The following is a 25,474-nucleotide window of genomic DNA, read 5'->3' as shown; positions in this document are numbered from 1 at the left end:
GATCGCAAAACGCAGAGGATTTTTGCTAATTTCGCAATAATTAAACGACAGATAAGAAAAAAGCCCTGAGCGTGAGCTCAGGGCTTTTAATAAGTGGCGGAACGGACGGGACTCGAACCCGCGACCCCCTGCGTGACAGGCAGGTATTCTAACCGACTGAACTACCGCTCCACCGAAGACTGCTGTAACCACCGGATTTATGCACCGGCTTACTACTTAATTTGATGCCTGGCAGTTCCCTACTCTCACATGGGGAGACCCCACACTACCATCGGCGCTACGGCGTTTCACTTCTGAGTTCGGCATGGGGTCAGGTGGGACCACCGCGCTAAAGCCGCCAGGCAAATTCTGTTAATCTGTATCAGGCTGAAAATCGTCTCTGTCTCTTCGCCGAAACAGCTTCGGCGTTGTAAGGTTAAGCCTCACGGTTCATTAGTATCGGTTAGCTCAACGCATCGCTGCGCTTACACACCCGACCTATCAACGTCGTAGTCTTCAACGTTCCTTCAGGACCCTTAAAGGGTCAGGGAGAACTCATCTCGGGGCAAGTTTCGTGCTTAGATGCTTTCAGCACTTATCTTTTCCGCATTTAGCTACCGGGCAGTGCCATTGGCATGACAACCCGAACACCAGTGATGCGTCCACTCCGGTCCTCTCGTACTAGGAGCAGCCCCCCTCAATTCTCCAGCGCCCACGGCAGATAGGGACCGAACTGTCTCACGACGTTCTAAACCCAGCTCGCGTACCACTTTAAATGGCGAACAGCCATACCCTTGGGACCTACTTCAGCCCCAGGATGTGATGAGCCGACATCGAGGTGCCAAACACCGCCGTCGATATGAACTCTTGGGCGGTATCAGCCTGTTATCCCCGGAGTACCTTTTATCCGTTGAGCGATGGCCCTTCCATTCAGAACCACCGGATCACTATGACCTGCTTTCGCACCTGCTCGAGCCGTCACTCTCGCAGTCAAGCTAGCTTATGCCATTGCACTAACCTCCTGATGTCCGACCAGGATTAGCTAACCTTCGTGCTCCTCCGTTACTCTTTGGGAGGAGACCGCCCCAGTCAAACTACCCACCAGACACTGTCCGCAACCCGGATCACGGGTCTACGTTAGAACACCAGCCATTAAAGGGTGGTATTTCAAGGTTGGCTCCACGCAGACTGGCGTCCACGCTTCAAAGCCTCCCACCTATCCTACACATCAAGGACCAGTGTTCAGTGTCAAGCTATAGTAAAGGTTCACGGGGTCTTTCCGTCTTGCCGCGGGTACACTGCATCTTCACAGCGAGTTCAATTTCACTGAGTCTCGGGTGGAGACAGCCTGGCCATCATTACGCCATTCGTGCAGGTCGGAACTTACCCGACAAGGAATTTCGCTACCTTAGGACCGTTATAGTTACGGCCGCCGTTTACCGGGGCTTCGATCAAGAGCTTCGCGTTGCCGCTAACCCCATCAATTAACCTTCCGGCACCGGGCAGGCGTCACACCGTATACGTCCACTTTCGTGTTTGCACAGTGCTGTGTTTTTAATAAACAGTTGCAGCCAGCTGGTATCTTCGACTGATTTCAGCTCCACCCGCAGGGGCTTCACCTACATATCAGCGTGCCTTCTCCCGAAGTTACGGCACCATTTTGCCTAGTTCCTTCACCCGAGTTCTCTCAAGCGCCTTGGTATTCTCTACCTGACCACCTGTGTCGGTTTGGGGTACGATTTGATGTTACCTGATGCTTAGAGGCTTTTCCTGGAAGCAGGGCATTTGTTACTTCAGCACCGTAGTGCCTCGTCATCACACCTCAGCGTTAAAAGGTACCGGATTTACCTGGAACCTCCGCCTACATGCTTAAACCGGGACAACCGTCGCCCGGCTAACATAGCCTTCTCCGTCCCCCCTTCGCAGTAACACCAAGTACAGGAATATTAACCTGTTTCCCATCGACTACGCCTTTCGGCCTCGCCTTAGGGGTCGACTCACCCTGCCCCGATTAACGTTGGACAGGAACCCTTGGTCTTCCGGCGAGCGGGCTTTTCACCCGCTTTATCGTTACTTATGTCAGCATTCGCACTTCTGATACCTCCAGCATGCCTCACAGCACACCTTCAACGGCTTACAGAACGCTCCCCTACCCAACAACGCCTAAGCGTCGCTGCCGCAGCTTCGGTGCATGGTTTAGCCCCGTTACATCTTCCGCGCAGGCCGACTCGACCAGTGAGCTATTACGCTTTCTTTAAATGATGGCTGCTTCTAAGCCAACATCCTGGCTGTCTGTGCCTTCCCACATCGTTTCCCACTTAACCATGACTTTGGGACCTTAGCTGGCGGTCTGGGTTGTTTCCCTCTTCACGACGGACGTTAGCACCCGCCGTGTGTCTCCCGTGATAACATTCTTCGGTATTCGTAGTTTGCATCGGGTTGGTAAGCCGGGATGGCCCCCTAGCCGAAACAGTGCTCTACCCCCGAAGATGAGTTCACGAGGCGCTACCTAAATAGCTTTCGGGGAGAACCAGCTATCTCCCGGTTTGATTGGCCTTTCACCCCCAGCCACAAGTCATCCGCTAATTTTTCAACATTAGTCGGTTCGGTCCTCCAGTTAGTGTTACCCAACCTTCAACCTGCCCATGGCTAGATCACCGGGTTTCGGGTCTATACCCTGCAACTTAACGCCCAGTTAAGACTCGGTTTCCCTTCGGCTCCCCTATACGGTTAACCTTGCTACAGAATATAAGTCGCTGACCCATTATACAAAAGGTACGCAGTCACACCACAAGGGTGCTCCCACTGCTTGTACGTACACGGTTTCAGGTTCTTTTTCACTCCCCTCGCCGGGGTTCTTTTCGCCTTTCCCTCACGGTACTGGTTCACTATCGGTCAGTCAGGAGTATTTAGCCTTGGAGGATGGTCCCCCCATATTCAGACAGGATACCACGTGTCCCGCCCTACTCTTCGAGTTCACAGCCTGTGTGCTTTCGTGTACGGGACTGTCACCCTGTACCGTGCGACTTTCCAGACGCTTCCACTAACACACAAGCTGATTCAGACTCTGGGCTGCTCCCCGTTCGCTCGCCGCTACTGGGGGAATCTCGGTTGATTTCTTTTCCTCGGGGTACTTAGATGTTTCAGTTCCCCCGGTTCGCCTCGTTAACCTATGTATTCAGTTAACGATAGTGTGACGAATCACACTGGGTTTCCCCATTCGGACATCGCCGGGTCAAAGGTTCATATCACCTCGCCGGCGCTTTTCGCAGATTAGCACGTCCTTCATCGCCTCTGACTGCCAGGGCATCCACCGTGTACGCTTAGTCGCTTAACCTCACAACCCGAAGATGTTTCACTTCTGATTGCGAAAATTTGAGAGACTCGAACACACATAACATGTGTGTCGTTTCAATTTTCAGCTTGATCCAGATTTTTAAAGAGCAAAACTTCGCAGTGCACCTTTTCAGGTTCACTCTGAAGTTTTCTTGTGTTCGCAGTAAAAGATGGTGGAGCTATGCGGGATCGAACCGCAGACCTCCTGCGTGCAAAGCAGGCGCTCTCCCAGCTGAGCTATAGCCCCATCGTTTGCAATCTCTGTACCGCTCATCCTTTAAAAGGAGTTTGGTAGGCCTGAGTGGACTTGAACCACCGACCTCACCCTTATCAGGGGTGCGCTCTAACCACCTGAGCTACAAGCCTGCAGAGATTTTTTACTGCTGTTTTTCATCAGACAATCTGTGTGAGCACTACAAAGGCAGGTTCTTTAAGGTAAGGAGGTGATCCAACCGCAGGTTCCCCTACGGTTACCTTGTTACGACTTCACCCCAGTCATGAATCACAAAGTGGTAAGCGCCCTCCCGAAGGTTAAGCTACCTACTTCTTTTGCAACCCACTCCCATGGTGTGACGGGCGGTGTGTACAAGGCCCGGGAACGTATTCACCGTAGCATTCTGATCTACGATTACTAGCGATTCCGACTTCATGGAGTCGAGTTGCAGACTCCAATCCGGACTACGACGCACTTTATGAGGTCCGCTTGCTCTCGCGAGGTCGCTTCTCTTTGTATGCGCCATTGTAGCACGTGTGTAGCCCTACTCGTAAGGGCCATGATGACTTGACGTCATCCCCACCTTCCTCCAGTTTATCACTGGCAGTCTCCTTTGAGTTCCCGGCCTAACCGCTGGCAACAAAGGATAAGGGTTGCGCTCGTTGCGGGACTTAACCCAACATTTCACAACACGAGCTGACGACAGCCATGCAGCACCTGTCTCAGAGTTCCCGAAGGCACCAATCCATCTCTGGAAAGTTCTCTGGATGTCAAGAGTAGGTAAGGTTCTTCGCGTTGCATCGAATTAAACCACATGCTCCACCGCTTGTGCGGGCCCCCGTCAATTCATTTGAGTTTTAACCTTGCGGCCGTACTCCCCAGGCGGTCGACTTAACGCGTTAGCTCCGGAAGCCACGCCTCAAGGGCACAACCTCCAAGTCGACATCGTTTACGGCGTGGACTACCAGGGTATCTAATCCTGTTTGCTCCCCACGCTTTCGCACCTGAGCGTCAGTCTTTGTCCAGGGGGCCGCCTTCGCCACCGGTATTCCTCCAGATCTCTACGCATTTCACCGCTACACCTGGAATTCTACCCCCCTCTACAAGACTCTAGCCTGCCAGTTTCGAATGCAGTTCCCAGGTTGAGCCCGGGGATTTCACATCCGACTTGACAGACCGCCTGCGTGCGCTTTACGCCCAGTAATTCCGATTAACGCTTGCACCCTCCGTATTACCGCGGCTGCTGGCACGGAGTTAGCCGGTGCTTCTTCTGCGGGTAACGTCAATTGCTGAGGTTATTAACCTCAACACCTTCCTCCCCGCTGAAAGTACTTTACAACCCGAAGGCCTTCTTCATACACGCGGCATGGCTGCATCAGGCTTGCGCCCATTGTGCAATATTCCCCACTGCTGCCTCCCGTAGGAGTCTGGACCGTGTCTCAGTTCCAGTGTGGCTGGTCATCCTCTCAGACCAGCTAGGGATCGTCGCCTAGGTGAGCCGTTACCCCACCTACTAGCTAATCCCATCTGGGCACATCTGATGGCAAGAGGCCCGAAGGTCCCCCTCTTTGGTCTTGCGACGTTATGCGGTATTAGCTACCGTTTCCAGTAGTTATCCCCCTCCATCAGGCAGTTTCCCAGACATTACTCACCCGTCCGCCGCTCGTCACCCGGAGAGCAAGCTCTCCTGTGCTACCGCTCGACTTGCATGTGTTAGGCCTGCCGCCAGCGTTCAATCTGAGCCATGATCAAACTCTTCAATTTAAGTTTGATGCTCGTGAATTAAACTTCGTAATGAATTACGTATGTTCACTCAGAGACTTGGTATTCATTTTTCGTCTTGCGACGTTAAGAATCCATGTCACTTTGAGTGCCCACACAGATTGTCTGATAAATTGTTAAAGAGCAGTTGCAACGCGGCTTTCGCTCACCGTTGCGAGGTGGCGTATATTACGCTTTCCTCTTTCAGAGTCAACCCGTTATTTCAGAATTTTTCTCTTCAACCGACCGGCTTGTTTGTGAAGTGATTCACATCCGCCGTGTCGATGGAGGCGCATTATAGGGGGCGGCCGAGGAATGACAAGCGGAAAAATGCATTTTTATTTCAACCGCTCATCTTTTCGCCAAAAAGGTTATTTTTGGTGCTTTTTAATCTCTTTTGGCAGTTCGGCCAGACTATTAATTACCCAATCCGCTGCATTTTCTGCTTCTGGCGTCACTGGCTTACCGGTGCGAACTAATATTTTGGTTCCTACACCCGCCGCCGCTGCTGCCTGCATATCTTCCAGTTTATCGCCCACCATATAAGAAGCAGACATATCAATGTGCAGGAACTCCTGTGCAGAGATGAACATCCCAGGATGCGGCTTACGGCAGTCACAGGTCTGACGATATGCTTCAACGGTACCCTGCGGGTGGTGCGGACAATAGTAGATGCCGTCGAGATCCACACCGCGGTCGGCTAGCGACCAGTCCATCCATTCCGTCAGCGTCTCGAACTGCGCTTCGGTAAATTTACCGCGTGCAATACCGGACTGGTTCGTCACAACCACCAGCGCATAACCCATCTCTTTCAGCTGGCGCATGGCATCTATTACGCCCTCGATAAACTCGAACTCATCAATTTCATGGACATAACCGTGATCCACATTAATAGTGCCGTCACGATCGAGAAAAATTGCGGGTACTGATTTTGCCACCGGTTTGCTCCTGAAAAAGGCATGTTCGACTAGTATCTCATGAATCGCAGCGCAATAAAGTGCTCATCGTACAGAGTTGGATTGATTTAGACGTCTGGATGCCTTAACATCCGTTTTGTTTACGGTCATCACCCGTATCTGGCAGAAGAAAATGCCACGACTAACTTACATACGATAAAAATAATCTAATGATTAAACTTTCCAATATCACCAAAGTGTTCCAGCAGGGGAACCGAACCATTCAGGCGCTGAACAACGTCAGCCTGCATGTTCCTGCTGGTCAAATTTATGGCGTCATTGGCGCATCGGGTGCAGGTAAAAGCACGCTGATTCGTTGTGTTAACCTGCTTGAGCGCCCAACCCAGGGCAGCGTAGAAGTTGGCGGCCAGGAACTTACCGCCCTCTCAGAGAAAGAACTCACCAAAGCGCGTCGTCAGATTGGCATGATCTTCCAGCACTTTAACCTGCTGGCTTCCCGCACCGTGTTCGGCAACGTTGCCCTGCCGCTTGAGCTGGATAATACGCCAAAAGAAGAAGTGAAGCGTCGCGTGACCGAACTGCTCGACCTCGTGGGTCTGGGCGACAAGCATGATAGCTACCCGGCAAATCTGTCCGGTGGGCAAAAGCAGCGTGTGGCCATTGCCCGCGCGCTGGCAAGTAATCCTAAGGTACTGCTGTGCGATGAAGCCACCAGCGCACTGGATCCGGCAACCACGCGTTCGATTCTGGAACTGCTGAAAGACATTAACCGTCGACTGGGCCTGACGATCCTCCTTATTACGCATGAGATGGACGTGGTGAAACGCATCTGCGACTGCGTGGCGGTCATCAGCAACGGTGAACTGATCGAGCAGGACACGGTAAGTGAAGTCTTCTCGCATCCGAAGACGCCGCTGGCACAGCAGTTCATCCAGTCCACGCTGCATCTGGATATTCCGGAAGATTATCTGGAGCGTTTGAAAACCGAACCCGCAGCAGACAGCGTCCCGATGCTGCGCATGGAGTTCACCGGTCAGTCCGTTGACGCTCCCCTGCTTTCCGAAACCGCGCGTCGCTTTAACGTGAACAACAACATCATCAGCGCGCAGATGGATTACGCCGGTGGCGTGAAGTTCGGCATCATGCTGACAGAAATGCACGGCACACAAGAAGAAACCCAGGCCGCGATTGCCTGGCTGCAAGAACACCATGTAAAAGTAGAGGTACTGGGTTATGTCTGAGCCGATGATGTGGCTGCTGGTTCGCGGCGTTTGGGAAACGCTGGCAATGACCTTTGTCTCTGGCTTCTTTGGTTTTGTGATTGGCCTGCCGGTCGGCGTATTGCTGTACGTGACGCGTCCGGGTCAAATCATTGAGAACGCGAAACTGTACCGTACGCTCTCAGCGCTGGTGAACATCTTCCGTTCTATTCCCTTCATTATTCTGCTGGTGTGGATGATTCCGTTTACCCGCGTGATCGTCGGAACGTCTATCGGTCTGCAGGCGGCCATTGTTCCACTGACCGTGGGGGCTGCGCCGTTTATCGCCCGTATGGTGGAAAACGCCCTGCTGGAGATCCCAACCGGTTTGATCGAAGCCTCACGCGCGATGGGCGCAACGCCGATGCAGATCGTCCGCAAAGTCCTGCTCCCGGAAGCACTGCCAGGCCTGGTGAACGCGGCAACCATCACGCTCATCACGCTGGTCGGTTATTCCGCAATGGGTGGCGCAGTTGGCGCTGGCGGTTTAGGCCAGATTGGTTACCAGTACGGCTATATTGGATATAACGCTACCGTGATGAATACCGTTCTGGTATTGCTGGTTGTTCTGGTTTATTTAATCCAGTTCTCCGGCGATCGCATCGTCCGGACCGTTACTCACAAATAACGTTACACACAACACAAACTCTACGAGTTAAGGATAAAACATGGCGTTTAAATTAAAGACCTTTGCAGCAGTAGGCGCGCTGATCGGCTCTCTGGCACTGGTGGGTTGCGGTCAGGACGAAAAAGATCCAAACCACATTAAAGTGGGCGTTATCGTGGGTGCAGAACAACAGGTTGCTGAAGTTGCTCAGAAAGTGGCGAAAGAGAAGTATGGCCTGGACGTTGAGCTGGTGACCTTCAACGATTACGTTCTGCCGAACGAAGCGCTGAGCAAAGGCGATATCGACGCTAACGCCTTCCAGCATAAGCCATACCTGGATCAGCAGATCAAAGATCGTGGCTATAAACTGGTGGGTGTTGGTAACACCTTCGTTTATCCAATTGCCGGTTACTCTAAGAAAATTAAATCGCTGGACGAGCTGCAGCCGGGCTCTCAGGTTGCCGTGCCTAACGACCCAACCAACCTTGGCCGTTCCCTGCTGCTGCTGCAGAAAGTGGGCCTGATCAAACTGAAAGACGGTGTTGGCCTGCTGCCAACCGTTCTGGATGTCACCGAGAACCCGAAAAATCTGAAAATTGTTGAACTGGAAGCACCGCAGCTGCCACGTTCTCTGGACGATGCGCAGATTGCCCTGGCCGTGATCAACACCACTTATGCCAGCCAGATTGGCCTGACGCCAGCCAAAGACGGTATCTTCGTAGAAGATAAAGACTCCCCGTACGTTAACCTGATCGTGACTCGCGAAGACAACAAGGACGCGGAAAACGTGAAGAAATTCGTTCAGGCTTATCAGTCTGATGAAGTTTACCAGGAAGCCAACAAAGTGTTTAACGGCGGCGCTGTTAAAGGCTGGTAATCTCACCTCAGTGTAATATCATCAGGACGGGCTTATGCCCGTCTTGTCATTTGTGCAGTCAACTGATTCAATATCTGACGTTTTGATTATCCATTGAGGAACTATTATGCGTGCTTTACCGATCTGTCTTTTAGCACTCATGCTGAGCGGCTGTTCTATGCTAAGCAGATCTCCCGTTGAACCTGTTCAAAGCACGGCAACCCCGCCAAAAACCGAGCCTGCAAAACCGAAAGTGGTTCGCCCTGCGCCGGTTCGCATTATCACGAAAGCAGACGAACTCGTCGGTAAACCGTTCCGTGAACTGGGCGAAGTGAGCGGCGAATCCTGTCAGGCAACCAATCAGGACTCACCACCGAATATTCCGACAGCGCGTAAACGTATGCAGATTAATGCCGCAAAAATGAAAGCCAACGCGGTTCTGCTGCACAGCTGCGAAGTCACCAGCGGCACGCCGGGCTGCTACCGTCAGGCGGTTTGCATCGGTTCTGCGCTGAACATCACGGCGAAATGAGTGCATTTCAGTTCGAGCAGATAGGCGTTATCCACTCTCCTTATAAAGAGAAGTTCGCCGTCCCCCGCCAGCCCGGTCTGGTCACCAGCGGAAGCGGTGAGCTTCACCTGATTGCGCCTTACAATCAGGCCGATGCGGTACGCGGGCTTGAGGCTTTCAGCCATTTATGGGTGGTGTTCGTGTTTCACCAGACGATGGAAGGCGGCTGGCGGCCTACCGTGCGGCCTCCTCGTCTTGGCGGAAATGCGAGAATGGGCGTGTTTGCGACCCGCTCGACCTTCCGCCCAAACCCGATTGGCATGTCGCTGGTTGAACTGAAAGGCATACGCTGCCAGAAAGATCGGGTGATACTGGAGTTAGGTAGCCTGGACCTGGTGGACGGCACGCCGGTAATCGACATCAAACCCTATTTGCCCTTCGCCGAAGCGCTCCCGGACGCGCGTGCAAGTTATGCTCAGGACGCGCCGCAGGCGGACATGCCTGTTTATTTTACGCCAGAGATAACCGCTCAGCTCGGTCAGCTGGAGAAACGCTATCCTCGCTTACGGGATTTCATCACTGAAGTTCTGGCACAGGACCCGCGTCCGGCCTACCGTAAAGAAGAGGAAGAAGGAAAAACGTACGCCGTCTGGCTGCTCGATTTCAACGTTCGCTGGCGCGTCACCGGGGCAGGTTTTGAAGTGTTTGCCCTTGAACCCAGGTAATTTTGTTCTCCTCTCTTTTGGCATCTTTGCCACACTGGTAAACTAAACCACTTTTTTTGTGTCAGGCTGGTGTTTCAGCCTGTTCCAATCGTCGAAATGGAACCGTAACAACATGCGTACTAGCCAATATCTGCTCTCCACTCTGAAGGAGACGCCTGCCGACGCCGAAGTGATCAGCCATCAGCTGATGCTGCGCGCCGGGATGATCCGCAAGCTGGCCTCCGGGTTATATACCTGGCTGCCGACCGGCGTGCGCGTCCTGAAAAAAGTCGAAAACATCGTGCGTGAAGAGATGAACAACGCCGGTGCTATCGAGGTGTCCATGCCTGTGGTTCAGCCCGCTGACCTGTGGCAGGAGAGCGGCCGTTGGGAGCAATATGGTCCTGAACTGCTGCGCTTTGTCGATCGCGGCGAGCGTCCGTTCGTTCTCGGCCCAACGCATGAAGAAGTCATTACCGACCTGATTCGTAATGAGCTGAGCTCTTACAAACAGCTGCCGCTGAACTTCTTCCAGATCCAGACCAAGTTCCGTGACGAAGTTCGCCCGCGTTTCGGCGTTATGCGCTCTCGCGAATTCCTGATGAAAGATGCTTACTCTTTCCACACCTCTCAGGAATCACTTCAAGAGACCTACGACGCAATGTACGCGGCGTACAGCAAAATCTTCTCCCGCATGGGTCTGGATTTCCGTGCTGTGCAGGCTGATACCGGCTCCATCGGCGGTAGCGCCTCCCATGAGTTTCAGGTTCTGGCGCAGAGCGGTGAAGACGATGTGATCTTCTCTGACTCTTCAGATTACGCGGCGAATATCGAATTTGCAGAAGCGCTGGCGCCAAAAGAGCCACGCGGCGCGGCAACGCAAGAGATGACGCTGGTTGATACGCCAAACGCGAAAACCATTGCCGAGCTGGTTGAGCAGTTCAATCTGCCTGTCGAAAAAACCGTGAAAACGCTGCTGGTGAAATCCACCGAAGGTAGCGCTTACCCGCTGGTTGCGCTGCTGGTGCGTGGCGATCACGAGCTGAACGAAGTGAAAGCCGAGAAGCTGCCGCAGGTAGCCAGCCCGCTGACCTTCGCAACGGAAGCGGAAATCCGCGCCGTGGTGAATGCGGGTCCAGGTTCACTGGGTCCAGTCAATCTGCCGGTGCCTGTTGTCATTGACCGCACGGTTGCGGCAATGAGCGACTTCTCCGCAGGTGCGAACATCGACGGTAAACATTACTTCGGCATCAACTGGGATCGCGACGTGGCGACGCCGGAAGTGGCTGACATCCGTAACGTGGTTGCAGGCGATCCAAGCCCGGACGGCCAGGGTACCCTGATGATTAAGCGCGGCATCGAAGTGGGTCATATCTTCCAGCTGGGTGATAAATACTCTCGCGCGCTGAACGCGGCCGTTCAGGGTGAAGATGGCCGTAACCAGATCCTGACCATGGGTTGCTACGGTATCGGGGTGACGCGCGTGGTGGCTGCGGCGATTGAGCAGAACTACGACGAACGCGGCATCGTCTGGCCGGACAATATTGCGCCGTTCCAGGTGGCCATTCTGCCAATGAACATGCACAAGTCTTACCGCGTGCAGGAGCTGGCCGAGAAGCTGTATGCCGAGCTGCGCGCTCAGGGTATCGAAGTGCTGATGGATGACCGTAAAGAGCGTCCGGGCGTGATGTTTGCCGATATGGAACTGATCGGTATCCCGCACACCGTCGTCATCGGCGACCGTAACCTCGACAGCGATGAGATTGAATACAAATACCGTCGCAGCGGCGAGAAACAGATGATCAAGACAGGCGACATTCTTGATTACCTGGTGAAAGCCATCAAAGGCTAAACAAAAACCCCGCTCAGGCGGGGTTTTTTAATGGCTCAGCGTCGGCTTATTTACTGTTACAGTCTTTACCCGCAACAAACTTCGCGTCTTTATCTGCCACCAGCGTTTTCACCATCTCCCCGCTATCCGGGTTTGGCTCCAGCGTAAAGTGACCGTCAACCGTCAGCAGTACCGGCTTACTGTCATTGCCGCGTGCCACAGCGTAATCACGTTCAAGCTGCGCATTGTTTGCCACGCTGACCTTCCTGCCGGTTGCGCAGTCGGTAAAGATCGCCGCATCCGCCATATAGAAGTACATCCCCCGCATTGCCATCGGCGTGGCAGGCAGAGCCGCTTTTACCGGCGCCAGCGTGTAGTTGAGCTGGGATTCAATCGGGTTGCCTTCGCGGTCGAGCATCTCCATCCCCTCGCCTTTGGCGCGGAAAAAGGTTTTCTCACCGGAGGTATCCGTCAGGACCAGCTTCTCTGCCGTACGCGCCCATGTTCCATAAGTGGCAAAAGAAGAAGGCTCTTTAGCGCCCTGATAGCGCTGATTCATCACCCAGGTGCCATCTTTTTGCAGGAACAGAGACGTTTCAATGCCTTCACAGTCCGCGCAAGGCAATACGCCGCGCCAGCTTTGCTGCATCGGTTTTAATTCTTCCGTTTGCGTGGGTTGTAAAACCTGCGTTTCGGAGCGGTTGTTACACCCAAAAAGCGCAAACAGCGTACTCACTGCCAGCGCTGACCATAATGCTTTTTTCACAATGAATTCCTTATGAAAAGTGTGTTCCCTTTCGTCACTCTGTCGGGCGACGAACTTTACCGCGTAGTGCTTTCACTGTGGATTTTTGGGCCTTCGAGGACAACCGACGCTCTTTCGATGCGCGGGTCGGCCACGTTGCCCGGCGGCTTTTTTGTACTGCCGTTAGCTCTTTGATGACCGCCACCAGCCTGGCTACCGCCGCTTCCCGGTTGAGCTCCTGGCTGCGGTACTCCTGGGCTTTGATCACAATCACGCCATCGCTGGTGATCAGGTGATGGCTGGCGGCAAGCAGGCTTTCTTTATAATACTCTGGCAGGCTTGAGGCCCGAATGTCAAAACGCAAATGGATAGCCGTCGACGCCTTGTTGACGTGCTGCCCGCCTGCTCCCTGCGCACGAATGGCGGTGATCTCCAGCTCGCTGTCAGGGATGCTGACGTTTCGGGACAAGACGATCATGACGCGGGTTGCCACGCCGTTAAATGAATTTCCAGATTATTCTGAGAATCAGAGAGCCAGATGGCGCCATCCTGAATCGTCGCCTGCAAAACCATGGTCCGGCTGGCGAACTCGCTCAACTGCGCCAGCTGCTCATCATCCAGATACCAGACCGTGAGATTTTTAAACTGTCCGCACTTGCTCTTGTTTTGCTGCCACCAGATCTCCGCCGCGCGCTGATTATACGCGAATAAGGCCACTTCAGCGGACTGGGTGCAGGCCTTCTTAACTCTGCGCTCGTCAGGCAGGCCGAGTTCGATCCACAAATCGATACCCAGATGATCGTTGCGCAGCCAAGCTTCAGGCTCGTCTTCTGCGCTTAAACCACGGGAAAACTGCAGACGCTCGTCGGCATACTTAATCCACGCCAGCAGGCGCAGCATCATGCGCTCCTGGGTTTCGGAGGGGTGGCGTGCCAGCGTAAGCGACGCATCGAGGAACTGGTTGCGATCCAGATCGGCCACATTGACCACAGCTTTATAAATTGTCGCTTTCAGCGCCATGAGAGAACTCCATTCGAATCAGGCGAACATTGTAGCGAAAACCGCGGCAAAAGGCTGTTACAGGGTGTTAAATACACCGCTATCAAGGCCCTGATATTGCTTAAATGAGTATGGTATAGTCACCTTGCTAAACCGAGTTTATCTTCGTAGGCTTAATGATATCTCACAGTAAGTCAGTGCGCTGGCGGGAGGGGATGTGAATAATTATTGTGAGTTAATTCGCAAACGGTATGCGGAAATCGCCAGCGGAGATCTGGGGTATGTCCCGGACGCGTTGGGCTGTGTATTGAAGGTGCTTAATGAAGTGGCCTCTGATGAGAGCCTTTCAGAGTCGGTCAGGGAAAAAGCAGCGTATGCTGCGGCGAATTTACTGGTGAGCGATTATGTCGATGAATGATACTTATCAACCCATCAATTGTGATGACTATGACAACCTCGAACTCGCCTGCCAGCATCATTTATTACTGACGCTGGAGCTAAAAGATGGCGAAGTGTTGAAGGCGAAAGCCAGCGATCTGGTTTCACGAAAGAATGTGGAATACCTGATAGTGGAAGACGCCGGTGCGACGCGTGAGCTGCGTCTGGACAAAATAGCCAGCTTCAGCCACCCGCAAATCGGCACCGTCGTGGTGAGCGAATCCTGATGACACTAACGGGCAGCCTGGCTGCCCGTTACGCTTTCTGCCACTCAAAACGGACACCCTCTTCTGACCACCCCTCTTCCGTGATGAACATCCCTGCCGCAGCGATAAGCGTTTCTCCGTAGAAGAGTAGCGGCGTGGTGTCGCGCAGCCACGGCGGCACGTTACACTCCTGCCATATTTTCTTCAGCTTCCGTCCCCCGTTGCGCCCGACGATATGCAGCATGCCGCCAGCCTTAAAGCGCACGGTGACCGGTTCATCGGGCTTCGGCAGCCGCACATGACCAGACGACAGGAGAGAGACGCGTCCTGCCTCACAGGGCAATATCAGGGGCGTGTCAGGAGAAAACCAGTCGAGCACCACATCGGTCAGCGAGGGCATGGATTTTATCCACCAGAGCTCCTCTTTATAGCGTCTCACCTCAAAACCGTTCAGGTGGACGCACGGGGAAGCATCATCCCGCGCCAGTGCGACTTCGTCCCAGATGCGGCTCAGCATTGTCCGCGACGGCATCGCAGCGCGATGAAAGGCCAGCCAGCGCCGTAACAGCGCGGCGCGACGTACCGGGCTCATCGCTTTCATCGGTGCGATCGCCAACGCCCCGTCGGCAGAAATGAGTGCAGCCAGCTCGTCGCTCAACAGTTCATCCAGCAACGATTCCTGTTCGGCGCACAGCATGGCGCTTCTTGCCGTCGCGTCGGCGAAATGCGGCCAGCGTTCGCCTAAAAGCGGGAGGACGCGCAGACGCAGGAAGTTACGGTCATAGCCGTCATCCTGGTTACTCTCATCTTCGATCCAGTTCAGCTGATGTTCTCGCGCCCAGGCTTCCAGTGAGGCACGCGTCTCGCCAAGCAGCGGACGCAGTAACGTTGTGCCGGCAAATTCAGAACGCGTCGGCATGGCAGAAAGTCCCGCCGGGCCGCTGCCCCGCTTAAGGGCTAGCAGAAAGGTTTCACACTGATCGTCCAGATGCTGGGCCGTGACCAGCGCTTCTCCAGGACGTAATGCCCCGGCAAATGCGGCATAGCGGGCTTTCCGCGCCTGCGCCTCGATGCCCAGTCCTTCCTTCGCAAGCGTCACTCGCTCAGCGATGAGCGGGATCGCCCAGGCCGCACACAAGGCTTCACAGTGCACCACCCACGCCTCTGCGTGAGGACTTAATCCGTGGTGAATATGCATCGCCCGAAGCTGGACGTCAGGTTCTCGATCGCGCCAAAGCTTAAGGCGATGCAGCAACACGGTAGAATCCAGGCCACCGCTAAACCCCACCAGCAGCTGGCGGTACGGTGAAACGGCTTGTGCGATAGCGGGTAAGGTCATAGGAGATTACACATAAAAAATGCCCGAACTGAGCGGGCATTATCACACAGGACAACCATTACTGCTGATAAAGCTCCAGCGGCAGGCCGTCCGGATCGTTGAAAAAGGTAAAACGCTTGTCGGTGAACGGATCGACGCGTATCGCTTCGCACGTCACGCCGTGCGCCTCCAGATGTTTTACTGCGCTATCCAGGTCATCAACGCTAAAGGCGAGATGACGCAGGCCGCAGGCTTCCGGGCGGGACGGACGCGCAGGTGGAAAAGGAAAAGAGAACAGCTCAATCACATATTGCCCGTTTAACGCCAGGTCGCCCTTCCAGGAGTCGCGCTCCTCGCGGTAGGCCTCGCTCATGAGCGTAAAGCCCAGGATGTCGCAGTAGAAGGCCTTACTTTTCGCGTAATCGGTCGCAATGATCGCAATATGATGAACAGCTTTTAAACCCAGCATAGCTTCTCCTTTTTATGATGCCTGAACGTTACAACCGAAAACCCACGCCTGGCAAGCGGTCCCCCTTATTTTAGGACTCGCACCCAGTAAACGCCGCTCTCGTCGCGCTTCGCACCGTGGATATCCGTCTCAAAACCGGGATAGTGGCGTCCTACCGAACAGAGCATCAGCAGGAAATCGAGCACCGCCCGACTCTCTTCGGTAATCATCTCTCCCGGCATCAGGAGCGGAACGCCCGGCGGGTAAGGCAGGATCATGTTAGCCGATACGCGCCCGACCAGGTTTTCCAGCTCGACGGTTTCGACCTCCCCTTTCACCTGGCGCTGCCATGCCTTGTGCGGGGTAAACTTCATCTCCGGTAAGACATCGAACGCCTGAAGCATCAGACGCGGCAGCTCGTGCTGACGGATCAGCCTGTGGATCCCCTGGGCCAGATCCTGAATGCGCATATTTCGATAGAAGTCAGGATCCTCCGCGTAGAGATCCGGCAGCATGTTCTTCACCCGCAGGTTGAGATCGTAGGCCCGCTTAAACTCCATCAGGCCGCGCAACAGCCCCATCGCGCGGGTTTTGTCGATTCCGATGCTGAACAGGAACAGCAGGTTATAGGGACCGGTTTTCTCCACCACCACGCCACGTTCATCAAGGAATTTCGCGACCAGCGCGGCCGGAATACCTTCATCGCTCATCTTGCCCTGCTCATCCATGCCCGGCGTCAGGATCGTCACTTTTACCGGGTCGAGGAACATATGGTCGCTATCGGCATCCCGGAAGCCATGCCAGTCTTCTCCGGGCGAGACGGGCCAGCATTCTGCTTCATCAATCTCTTCCGGCTGCCAGATATCAAAGAACCAGCCGTCGGCTTCATCTTTCAGCCGCTGAACCTCTTTGCGGAAATGCAGCGCGCGTTCTACCGAACGGTTGATGAGTCGTTTGCCCGGATTGCCGCGCAGCATCGCTGCGGCCGTTTCTATGGAGGCTACCAGCGGATAGCTCGGCGAGGTGGTGGTGTGCATCATAAAGGCTTCGTTGAACGTGTCTTCGTCGTACTCGCCTTTGATGTGAATAAGCGAAGCCTGGGAAAACGCCGCCAGCATTTTATGCGTCGACTGCGTTTCGAAGAACACTTTACCCGGCACCCGTTCACCGCTCATGCCGCTTTTACCGGCGTAAATCGGGTGGAAATTAGTGTATGGCACCCATGCGGAATCGAAGTGGATCGACGGCACGTCCAGCGTCTTTTTGATCCAGTTCGTGTTGTACAGCAGACCGTCGTAGGTCGAGTTGGTGATCACCGCATGGACAGGCCAGCTTGCGCCCGGAATTGCCGCGACCTTACTTTCAATGGCTTCGTGGGTGAACTCCCGGCGCGGAATGCCGCCAAGAATACCGAGCGCGTTACGCGTGGGCGAGAGCCAGAGCGGTACGACGTCGCTCATCATCAGCAGGTGCGCCAACGATTTATGGCAGTTACGGTCAATCAGCAAGGTGCTGCCAGCAGGCGCAGCGTACATCCCGACGATTTTGTTCGAGGTCGACGTGCCGTTGGTCACCATATAGCTCTGCTCGGCGCCAAAGGTGCGGGCGATATACTCTTCGGCTTCAAGATGCGGGCCGGTGTGATCCAGCAGGGAGCCTAGTTCGGTGACTGAAATCGACACGTCCGCTTTCAGCGTGTAGCCACCGAAGAAATCATAGAACAGGCAGCCCACCGGGCTTTTTTGATAGGCCGTTCCCGCCATATGACCTGGCGTACAGAAGGTATATTTGCCCTCCTTCACGTAGGTGAAGAGCGCGCGGGTAAAGGGCGGAGTGATGTTATCGAGATATTCATTCGTGTATTGCTGAATGCGGGTCGCAATATCTTCCGCCACGCCGAGGGAATATTCAAAGAACCACAGCGCCATACGCATATCATTGGCGCTGACGTCCATGGTTGAGTGGGTATTGATAAACGCGTACAGCGGGAGGTATTCGTTCAGCTTGTTGATGTCGCTGCACAGTTCGAGATCGTATTCGTCCCAGTCGAAGATCACGCCGCAGATACGCGAGTTATGCTCGATGAACTTCAGCAGGTCGGCGCTGTTGTGCGGCCAGATTAGCTGATACCCGCGCGACTGCAGGGCTTGCTCAAGCTCCTTGATGGGCTCGTCTTTATAGAAGACGCCGTGTGGCCCCATAATGGCAATGATATTCATGGGCTTCCTCCTTAAAAAACATTAGCTAAGCATAGTCCGGCTAAACCGCAGGTATAAAAAAAGCCGCAACATTGTGCGGCTTTTCAGATAATTGTGAAGCTTACGCGTAACCGTAGGTCATCAGACGCTGGTAACGGCGGTTGAGCAAATCGTCTTTGCTCAGCACGTCCAGATCTGCCAGGTCAGCCAGCAGCTGCGCTTTCAGAGAAGCCGCCATTACTTCCGGCTTACGATGCGCACCACCCAGCGGTTCCGGAATGATGGAGTCGATCAGCTTCAGCTCTTTCAGGCGTGGCGCAATGATGCCCATTGCCTCTGCAGCCAGCGGCGCTTTGTCGGCGCTTTTCCACAGAATGGACGCACAGCCTTCCGGGGAGATAACGGAATAGGTGCTGTACTGCAGCATATTCACTTTATCGCCCACGCCAATCGCCAGCGCACCGCCGGAACCACCCTCACCGATAACGGTACAGATGACCGGCACCTTCAGACGAGACATCTCGCGCAGGTTGCGCGCGATAGCTTCAGACTGACCGCGCTCTTCCGCGCCCACGCCAGGGTATGCACCCGGGGTGTCGATGAAGGTGATGATTGGCATGTTGAAACGCTCAGCCATCTCCATCAGACGCAGGGCTTTACGGTAGCCTTCTGGTGCTGGCATACCGAAATTACGACGGATTTTCTCTTTGGTTTCACGACCTTTCTGATGACCAATGATCATCACCGGGCGTCCGTCCAGACGCGCGATACCGCCAACGATAGCTTTATCGTCAGCGTATGCGCGATCGCCTGCCAGTTCGTCAAATTCGTCAAACGCCAGGCGGACATAATCCAGGGTGTACGGACGCTGTGGATGGCGGGCCAGCTGGGCCACCTGCCATGCGCCGAGATCGGCAAAGATTTTGCGCGTCAGCTCTACGCTTTTCTCGCGCAGACGATGCACTTCTTCGTCGATGTTAATATCCAGTTTTTCATCCTGACGGCTTACCGCTGTCAGAGAATCGATTTTCGCTTCCAGCTCAGCAATCGGCTGTTCGAAATCAAGGAAATTCAGACTCATAGTATTCCTGTATTAGTCAAACTCCAGTTCCACCTGCTCCGAACCAATGAGGCCACGGAGATCGTTCAGTAAACGATCGCTCGGAGAGACACGCCACGTTGCACCAAAGCGCAACCGCGCACGTGCATCCGCCCTCTGATAGTAGAGATGTACTGGAATTGTCCCCGAGCGGTGGGGTTCCAGAGACTGACGGAGTCGGTTTAAAAGCTGGTCATCAATTTGCCTGTCCGTCAGCGAGATAGCAAGCCCGCGAGCATATTTTTCCCGGGCTTCGTCAATGTCCATCACTTCGCGGGCGGTCATTTTAAGCCCCCCACTGAAGTCATCAAAGCTGACCTGTCCGCTGACGATAAGTATGCGGTCTTTTTCCAGCAATTGCTGGTATTTATCCAGCGCGTCGGTGAACAACATCACCTCCAGACGCCCGGAACGGTCATCCAGCGTACAGATGCCGATACGATTGCCGCGCTTGGTGACCATAACCCTTGCGGCAATCACGAGCCCCGCAGCCGTGGTGATTTTACCACGTTCTGTCGGATGCATATCTTTAAGCCTGTGGCCACCGACATAGCGCTCAATTTCTTTGATGTACTGGTTGATCGGGTGCCCCGTCAGGTACAAGCCTAACGTCTCACGCTCCCCATCCAGTACCACCTGTTCTGGCCACGGCTGGCAGTTGGAATAAGATTGCTCGATCTGCTCTGGCTCTTCCGCCAGCACCCCGAACATATCCGCCTGACCAATGGCTTCCGCTTTTGCATGCTGATCCGCCGCTTTCAGCGCGTCGCCGAGGGAATTCATCAGCGCGGCGCGGTGCGGCCCCAGCCTGTCAAACGCGCCTGACATGATCAGTTTTTCCAGCACGCGACGGTTCAGTTTTTTGGTGTCGGTACGGGCGCAAAGATCGAACAGCTCGCGGAAATACCCGCCGTTGTTACGCGCTTCGATGATCGCCTCGATCGGACCTTCGCCCACGCCTTTGATCGCGCCGATCCCGTAAACGATCTCTCCGTCGTCGTTGACGTGGAAGTGGTAGAGCCCTGAGTTAATATCCGGCGGCAGGATCTTAAGGCCCATGCGCCAGCACTCGTCCACCAGGCCAACCACCTTCTCGGTGTTGTCCATATCGGCCGTCATTACCGCCGCCATAAATTCAGCAGGATAGTGCGCTTTTAGCCACAGCGTTTGATACGACACCAAAGCATAGGCGGCGGAGTGGGATTTGTTAAATCCGTACCCGGCGAATTTCTCCACCAGGTCGAAGATTTTCATCGCCAGCTCGCCGTCAACGCCGTTTTTCTTCGCCCCGTCTTCAAAGATGGAACGCTGCTTGGCCATCTCTTCCGGCTTTTTCTTACCCATCGCGCGACGCAGCATGTCCGCGCCGCCGAGCGTATAGCCGGAAAGCACCTGAGCAATCTGCATGACCTGTTCCTGATACAGGATAATGCCGTAGGTTGGCTCCAGCACCGGCTTCAGGCTTTCATGCTGCCACTGAACGTCCGGGTAAGAAATCTCTTCGCGACCGTGCTTACGGTCGATAAAGTTATCTACCATCCCTGACTGCAGTGGGCCCGGACGGAACAGGGCGACCAGTGCGATCATATCTTCGAAGCAGTCGGGCTGCAGGCGTTTAATCAGATCTTTCATGCCGCGGGATTCAAGCTGGAAGACGGCTGTCGTCTCCGAGCGCTGCAGCATGTCGAAACTTTTCTTGTCATCGAGCGGGATGGCGGCAATGTCTATCGGCTCAAGGCCCTGCTTTTCCCGGCGCGGGTTGATCATCTTCAGCGCCCAGTCGATGATCGTCAGCGTACGCAGGCCGAGGAAGTCAAACTTCACCAGCCCGGCGTATTCTACGTCGTTCTTATCAAACTGAGTAACCGGGTGCTCACCCGCTTCATCGCAGTAGAGCGGCGCGAAGTCGGTAATTTTGGTCGGGGCGATAACCACGCCCCCCGCATGCTTGCCGGCGTTACGCGTGACGCCTTCCAGCTTGCGCGCCATGTCGATCAGCGCTTTCACTTCTTCGTCAGCTTCGTAGATTTCCGGCAGCTGAGGTTCGGCTTCAAACGCTTTTGCCAGCGTCATGCCCGGATCGGGCGGCACCAGCTTCGAAATACGATCGACAAACCCGTACGGGTGGCCCAGCACGCGGCCGACGTCGCGGATAACCGCTTTCGCCGCCATCGTACCGAACGTAATAATCTGCGATACCGCATCACGGCCGTACATATCGGCAACGTGCTCGATCACCTGGTCGCGTTTCTCCATGCAGAAGTCGACGTCAAAGTCGGGCATGGAAACACGTTCCGGGTTAAGGAAACGTTCGAACAGCAGGTCGAATTCCAGCGGATCGAGGTCGGTAATTTTAAGCGCATAGGCCACAAGCGATCCCGCACCGGAGCCACGCCCCGGTCCGACCGGTACGCCGTTATCCTTTGACCACTGGATAAACTCCATTACGATCAGGAAGTAGCCCGGGAAGCCCATCTGGTTGATGACCTGGAGTTCAATATCCAGGCGCTCATCGTACGGCGGCCGCTTCTCTTTGCGAACGGCCTCATCCGGGAACAGGAATTCCAGACGCTCTTCCAGACCTTCCTTTGATTTCACGACCAGGAAATCTTCCGTGGTCATGTCACCCGTCGGGAACTGCGGCAGGAAGTATTCGCCGAGGCGGACGGTAACGTTACAGCGCCTGGCGATCTCTACGCTGTTTTCCAGCGCTTCGGGGATATCGGAGAAGAGTTCACACATCTCCTCCTCGCTGCGCATGTACTGTTGAGCGGAGTAATTACGCGGCCGTTTCGGATCGTCGAGCGTGAAGCCATCGTGGATCGCCACGCGAATTTCGTGAGCGTCAAAATCTCCCGGCTCGAGGAAGCGTACATCGTTTGTCGCGACGACGGGCAGCCCGCGTTCTTCCGCAAGTGCGACCGCCGCATGGAGATAGCTCTCTTCGTCCTGGCGACCGGTGCGGATCAACTCCAGATAATAACGATCCGGGAAATACTCCTCATAGAACGAGACGCACTGATCCACCAGCGCGCTATTGCCGCGCAGCAGACATTTACCGACATCGCCCATACGGCCGCCAGAGATCAGCAGCAGCCCTTCGTTCAGCTCAGCCAGCCAGTCCCTGTCGATCCACGGGCCCAGCGCACCATATCCGCGCTGATAGGCTTTTGAGATAAGCAGAGTGAGGTTTTGATAGCCCGTGTTGTTCATCGCCAGCACGGAGATTTGCGTCATTTCATCGCCGACGAGATCGCTCTGGACATGAAAATCTGCGCCGACGATAGGCTTCATTCCCGCACCGTGCGCCGTTCCGTAGAACTTCACCAGGCCACACAGGTTGGTAAAATCGGTGATCGCCAGCGCGGGCATGCCAAGGGAGGCCGCCTTTTTTACCAGCGGCCCGGTCTTCGCCAGCCCATCGATCATGGAGTAGTCGCTATGCACCCGCAGGTGTACGAAACGTGGTTCAGCCATCTTCAGATTCCGCGTTACTTAATTGCTTGCGTATTGATTCAGGACACCCGTCCCAGCGCGCGTTTCACCGGGCCAAAACTGCGCCGGTGATGTTCGGTTGCGCCATGTTCAGCCAGCCTTTCCAGATGGAAAGGTGTGGGATAACCCTTATGCTGGGCGAAACCATACTGAGGATAAGTGAGGTCCAGCGCGGCCATTTCGGCGTCGCGCGTCACTTTGGCAATGATAGAAGCGGCGCTAATTTCTGCGACCCGACTATCGCCTTTGACGACCGCCATTGAAGGCATGGGCAATGCCGGACAGCGGTTGCCGTCAATCAGGACATATTCCGGGGAAATTTTCAGACCTGCTACCGCACGCTGCATCGCCAGCATCGTGGCATGCAAAATATTCAGCTCGTCTATTTCATGCGGTTCAGCGCGCCCCAGGCTCCAGGCCAGCGCCTTCTCCTGAATCTCACTGAACAGCGCCAGACGGCGTTTTTCAGACAATTTTTTTGAGTCGTTCAGCCCGATAATCGGGCGAGCCGGATCGAGGATCACCGCGGCAGTCACCACAGCCCCGACCAACGGGCCACGACCCACTTCGTCCACGCCCGCCACAAGGCGAGTGTGAGGATAAACAAATTCCATCATTTTGCTAACTCCAGCACCGCATCAGCCGCTTGCTCATCAGCATTACAGCGGATCAGTTGATGCAGTTCGCGGAAGGTATCGTGCATCTGGTGGCTGGTCTTGCCGTTCGCGAGCAGCGGCAGCAGTGCATCGGCAAGCGCCTGCGGCTGGCACTCATCCTGCAGCAGCTCTTTCACCAGCTCGCGCCCGGCAAGCAGGTTTGGCAGGGAGACATAATCCGTTTTAACCAGACGTTTTGCCAGCCAGAAAGTGAACGGCTTCATGCGATAACCGACCACCATCGGGCATTTCGCCAGCATGCATTCCAGCGCCGCCGTGCCGGAGGCCAGCAGCGCGGCATCGCTCGCATACATCGCTTCCCGCCCTTTCCCGTCCAGAAGACGGACGTGAAGATCCGGGGCGACTTCCGCTTTGATGCGCTCAAACTGCTCACGGCGTTTCGCATTTACCAGCGGAACAACCACTTCAAGATCCGGATAGGTCTGGCGAAGAATTTGCGCTGTTTTGAGGAAATCGGCGCTCAGCATCTCAACTTCTGCACCACGGCTGCCTGGCAGCAGTGCCAGACAGTGCACATCATGCGGGATGCCCAGCGCGTCGCGCGCCGCGTTTTTATCCGGATCCAATGGCATCGCATCCGCCATGGTATGACCGATAAAACGGCACGGAACATTAAATCTGTCGTAAAACGCTTTTTCGAAAGGCAGGAAAGCCAGCACCAGGTTGGTGGACCGTCCGATTTTGAAAACGCGTTTCTGTCGCCACGCCCAGACGGACGGACTGACGTAGTGAATCGTTTTGATACCCTGCTTTTTCAGATTCCCTTCGAGGGTAATGTTGAAATCAGGCGCATCGATACCGACAAACACATCGGGTTTGAGTTCAGTAAAACGGCGGGTGAGATCGGCGCGGATGTGCAGCAAACGGCGTAGCCGTCCCAGCACCTCAACGATGCCCATCACGGCGAGTTCTTCCATTTCATACCAGGCTTCACAGCCTTCGGCCTGCATCAGCGGGCCAGCAACGCCGACAAAGCGAGCATTGGGTACACGCGCCTTAAGCGCGCGAATGAGACCGGCACCAAGAATATCGCCGGAGGTTTCTCCGGCGACCAGGGCTATCGTAAGCGGACGACTGTCAACCATTAACGAATCAGACCCCTTGTTGAACGGTCAAAGAATTCCATGAACGCGTTCACTTCCGGGTGCTTATTCGCCAGCTCGGCAATTTCCGGCTTCGCCTCTTCCAGCGTTTTACCGCTACGGTACAGCAGTTTGTACGCGTTGCGGATGGCAGTAATCGCTTCGCGACTAAAACCACGACGCTTGAGGCCTTCGATGTTCACGCCAAACGGCGTGGCATGGTTGCCCTGCGCAATCACATACGGTGGGACGTCCTGCGCCACACCGGAGCATCCGCCAACCATCACGTGCGCACCAATGATGCAGAACTGATGGACTGCGGTCATGCCGCCAATAATTGCGAAGTCATCAACCGATACGTGCCCTGCCAGCGTTGCGTTGTTGGCAAGAATACAGCGGTCACCCACGGTACAGTCGTGCGCGATGTGCGCATTAACCATAAACAGGTTATCGCTGCCCACCTTCGTCAACCCACCACCCTGTACTGTTCCACGATGAATAGTGACGCTTTCGCGAATACGGTTACGATCGCCAATTTCCAGACGGGTCGACTCACCAGCATATTTCAGATCCTGGTTAACTTCGCCGATGGAAGCGAACTGATAGATCTCGTTATTGCAGCCAATGGTCGTGTGACCATTCACGACAACGTGAGATTTCAGTACTGTACCCTCACCAATTTCGACATGGGGTCCAACAATACAAAACGGGCCTATGTGGACGTTAGCGCCAATGATGGCACCGGTTTCCACAATAGCGGTAGGATGAATAAAGGCGGATTTATCAATCACGTA

The 25,474-nt window shown here is 54.7% G+C and carries 20 protein-coding genes, 3 tRNA genes and 3 rRNA genes; 8 read left to right on the top strand and 18 right to left on the bottom strand.

Annotated features, from left to right (window positions below; genetic code table 11):
* Positions 1–94 precede the first annotated feature (94 nt).
* The 7 genes from NI40_RS04045 to gmhB all read right to left on the bottom strand — a co-directional run bounded on the left by NI40_RS04045 (position 95) and on the right by gmhB (position 6,228).
* Positions 95–171, bottom strand: a tRNA-Asp gene (locus tag NI40_RS04045).
* A gap of 55 nt (positions 172–226) precedes the next feature.
* Positions 227–342: ribosomal RNA gene (rrf, locus tag NI40_RS04040) — 5S ribosomal RNA — on the bottom strand.
* A gap of 69 nt (positions 343–411) precedes the next feature.
* Positions 412–3,316 (bottom strand): 23S ribosomal RNA (locus NI40_RS04035).
* Between the two features lie 170 nt (positions 3,317–3,486).
* Positions 3,487–3,562: transfer RNA gene (locus tag NI40_RS04030), tRNA-Ala, on the bottom strand.
* Between the two features lie 42 nt (positions 3,563–3,604).
* Positions 3,605–3,681 (bottom strand) — tRNA-Ile (locus tag NI40_RS04025).
* A 70-nt stretch (positions 3,682–3,751) separates the two neighbouring features.
* Positions 3,752–5,293: ribosomal RNA gene (locus NI40_RS04020) — 16S ribosomal RNA — on the bottom strand.
* Together the 16S, 23S and 5S rRNA genes with 3 tRNA genes alongside form the textbook arrangement of a ribosomal RNA operon.
* Before the next feature lie 368 nt (positions 5,294–5,661).
* Complete coding sequence (gene gmhB, locus NI40_RS04015) at positions 5,662–6,228, bottom strand: D-glycero-beta-D-manno-heptose 1,7-bisphosphate 7-phosphatase (RefSeq protein WP_039260558.1); 567 nt, start codon at positions 6,226–6,228, stop codon at positions 5,662–5,664.
* Positions 6,229–6,416: 188 nt separating this feature from the next.
* Between gmhB and metN the strand changes: the two genes are divergently transcribed.
* From metN to proS, 6 genes are all read left to right on the top strand, one after another.
* Positions 6,417–7,448, top strand: a complete 1,032-nt coding sequence (gene metN, locus NI40_RS04010) for a methionine ABC transporter ATP-binding protein MetN (RefSeq protein WP_023310475.1) — start codon at positions 6,417–6,419, stop codon at positions 7,446–7,448.
* Complete coding sequence (locus tag NI40_RS04005; RefSeq protein WP_014168730.1) at positions 7,441–8,094, top strand: methionine ABC transporter permease MetI; 654 nt, start codon at positions 7,441–7,443, stop codon at positions 8,092–8,094. Before metN ends, NI40_RS04005 begins: the two co-directional genes overlap by 8 nt.
* Positions 8,095–8,134: 40 nt before the next feature.
* A complete protein-coding gene (gene metQ, locus NI40_RS04000; protein WP_014168729.1) occupies positions 8,135–8,950 on the top strand; it encodes a methionine ABC transporter substrate-binding lipoprotein MetQ in 816 nt (271 codons plus the stop codon).
* A gap of 106 nt (positions 8,951–9,056) precedes the next feature.
* Positions 9,057–9,461: an Rcs stress response system protein RcsF gene (gene rcsF / locus NI40_RS03995; protein WP_008501883.1), complete on the top strand. Its 405-nt coding sequence runs from the start codon at positions 9,057–9,059 to the stop codon at positions 9,459–9,461.
* Positions 9,458–10,165, top strand: coding sequence for a tRNA (N6-threonylcarbamoyladenosine(37)-N6)-methyltransferase TrmO (gene tsaA, locus NI40_RS03990; RefSeq protein WP_039260568.1), 708 nt, complete (start codon positions 9,458–9,460; stop codon positions 10,163–10,165). The genes rcsF and tsaA overlap by 4 nt, the downstream gene beginning before the upstream one ends.
* Positions 10,166–10,277: 112 nt before the next feature.
* On the top strand, positions 10,278–11,996 hold the full coding sequence (gene proS, locus NI40_RS03985) for a proline--tRNA ligase (protein ID WP_033144681.1): 1,719 nt from the start codon (positions 10,278–10,280) through the stop codon (positions 11,994–11,996).
* 46 nt (positions 11,997–12,042) lie between these two features.
* Here proS and nlpE read toward each other — a convergent pair whose 3' ends face one another.
* The 3 genes from nlpE to NI40_RS03970 are packed head-to-tail and all read right to left on the bottom strand — an operon-like array spanning position 12,043 to position 13,740.
* Entirely contained in the window at positions 12,043–12,741 is a 699-nt protein-coding gene (gene nlpE, locus NI40_RS03980; RefSeq protein ID WP_039260572.1) for an envelope stress response activation lipoprotein NlpE, read from the bottom strand.
* Between the two features lie 34 nt (positions 12,742–12,775).
* Positions 12,776–13,198: an alternative ribosome rescue aminoacyl-tRNA hydrolase ArfB gene (arfB, locus tag NI40_RS03975; RefSeq protein ID WP_039260574.1), complete on the bottom strand. Its 423-nt coding sequence runs from the start codon at positions 13,196–13,198 to the stop codon at positions 12,776–12,778.
* A complete protein-coding gene (locus tag NI40_RS03970; protein WP_039260576.1) occupies positions 13,195–13,740 on the bottom strand; it encodes a YaeQ family protein in 546 nt (181 codons plus the stop codon). Before NI40_RS03970 ends, arfB begins: the two co-directional genes overlap by 4 nt.
* Positions 13,741–13,936: 196 nt before the next feature.
* Between NI40_RS03970 and NI40_RS22445 the strand changes: the two genes are divergently transcribed.
* Positions 13,937–14,137 (top strand): YaeP family protein, encoded by a 201-nt coding sequence (locus tag NI40_RS22445; protein ID WP_008501889.1) that lies wholly within the window; start codon positions 13,937–13,939, stop codon positions 14,135–14,137.
* Entirely contained in the window at positions 14,124–14,384 is a 261-nt protein-coding gene (gene rof / locus NI40_RS03965; protein WP_008501890.1) for a Rho-binding antiterminator, read from the top strand. Before NI40_RS22445 ends, rof begins: the two co-directional genes overlap by 14 nt.
* Before the next feature lie 28 nt (positions 14,385–14,412).
* Here rof and tilS read toward each other — a convergent pair whose 3' ends face one another.
* The 8 genes from tilS to lpxA form a co-directional block, all read right to left on the bottom strand.
* On the bottom strand, positions 14,413–15,702 hold the full coding sequence (tilS, locus tag NI40_RS03960; RefSeq protein ID WP_039260578.1) for a tRNA lysidine(34) synthetase TilS: 1,290 nt from the start codon (positions 15,700–15,702) through the stop codon (positions 14,413–14,415).
* Between the two features lie 58 nt (positions 15,703–15,760).
* Entirely contained in the window at positions 15,761–16,150 is a 390-nt protein-coding gene (locus tag NI40_RS03955; protein ID WP_023334583.1) for a VOC family protein, read from the bottom strand.
* 65 nt (positions 16,151–16,215) lie between these two features.
* The gene (locus tag NI40_RS03950) at positions 16,216–18,348 is read right to left on the bottom strand and encodes a lysine decarboxylase LdcC (protein ID WP_039260581.1); all 2,133 of its coding nucleotides are present in this window, start codon (positions 18,346–18,348) and stop codon (positions 16,216–16,218) included.
* Positions 18,349–18,448: 100 nt separating this feature from the next.
* Positions 18,449–19,408, bottom strand: coding sequence for an acetyl-CoA carboxylase carboxyl transferase subunit alpha (gene accA, locus NI40_RS03945; RefSeq protein ID WP_023310466.1), 960 nt, complete (start codon positions 19,406–19,408; stop codon positions 18,449–18,451).
* A gap of 12 nt (positions 19,409–19,420) precedes the next feature.
* Positions 19,421–22,903, bottom strand: a complete 3,483-nt coding sequence (gene dnaE / locus NI40_RS03940; RefSeq protein ID WP_033144674.1) for a DNA polymerase III subunit alpha — start codon at positions 22,901–22,903, stop codon at positions 19,421–19,423.
* 38 nt (positions 22,904–22,941) lie between these two features.
* Positions 22,942–23,538 (bottom strand): ribonuclease HII, encoded by a 597-nt coding sequence (rnhB, locus tag NI40_RS03935; RefSeq protein ID WP_024907528.1) that lies wholly within the window; start codon positions 23,536–23,538, stop codon positions 22,942–22,944.
* Positions 23,535–24,683, bottom strand: coding sequence for a lipid-A-disaccharide synthase (gene lpxB / locus NI40_RS03930; RefSeq protein WP_023334578.1), 1,149 nt, complete (start codon positions 24,681–24,683; stop codon positions 23,535–23,537). Before lpxB ends, rnhB begins: the two co-directional genes overlap by 4 nt.
* A complete protein-coding gene (lpxA, locus tag NI40_RS03925; RefSeq protein WP_023310462.1) occupies positions 24,683–25,471 on the bottom strand; it encodes an acyl-ACP--UDP-N-acetylglucosamine O-acyltransferase in 789 nt (262 codons plus the stop codon). The genes lpxB and lpxA overlap by 1 nt, the downstream gene beginning before the upstream one ends.
* Positions 25,472–25,474: the final 3 nt, after the last annotated feature.

Origin of the sequence: Enterobacter sp. E20 (assembly GCF_000801755.2) — a bacterium.
Lineage (GTDB): Bacteria > Pseudomonadota > Gammaproteobacteria > Enterobacterales > Enterobacteriaceae > Enterobacter > Enterobacter asburiae_B.
The sequence above is the reverse complement of the archived record's forward strand: the minus strand, read 5'-3'. Positions and strand labels throughout refer to the sequence as shown.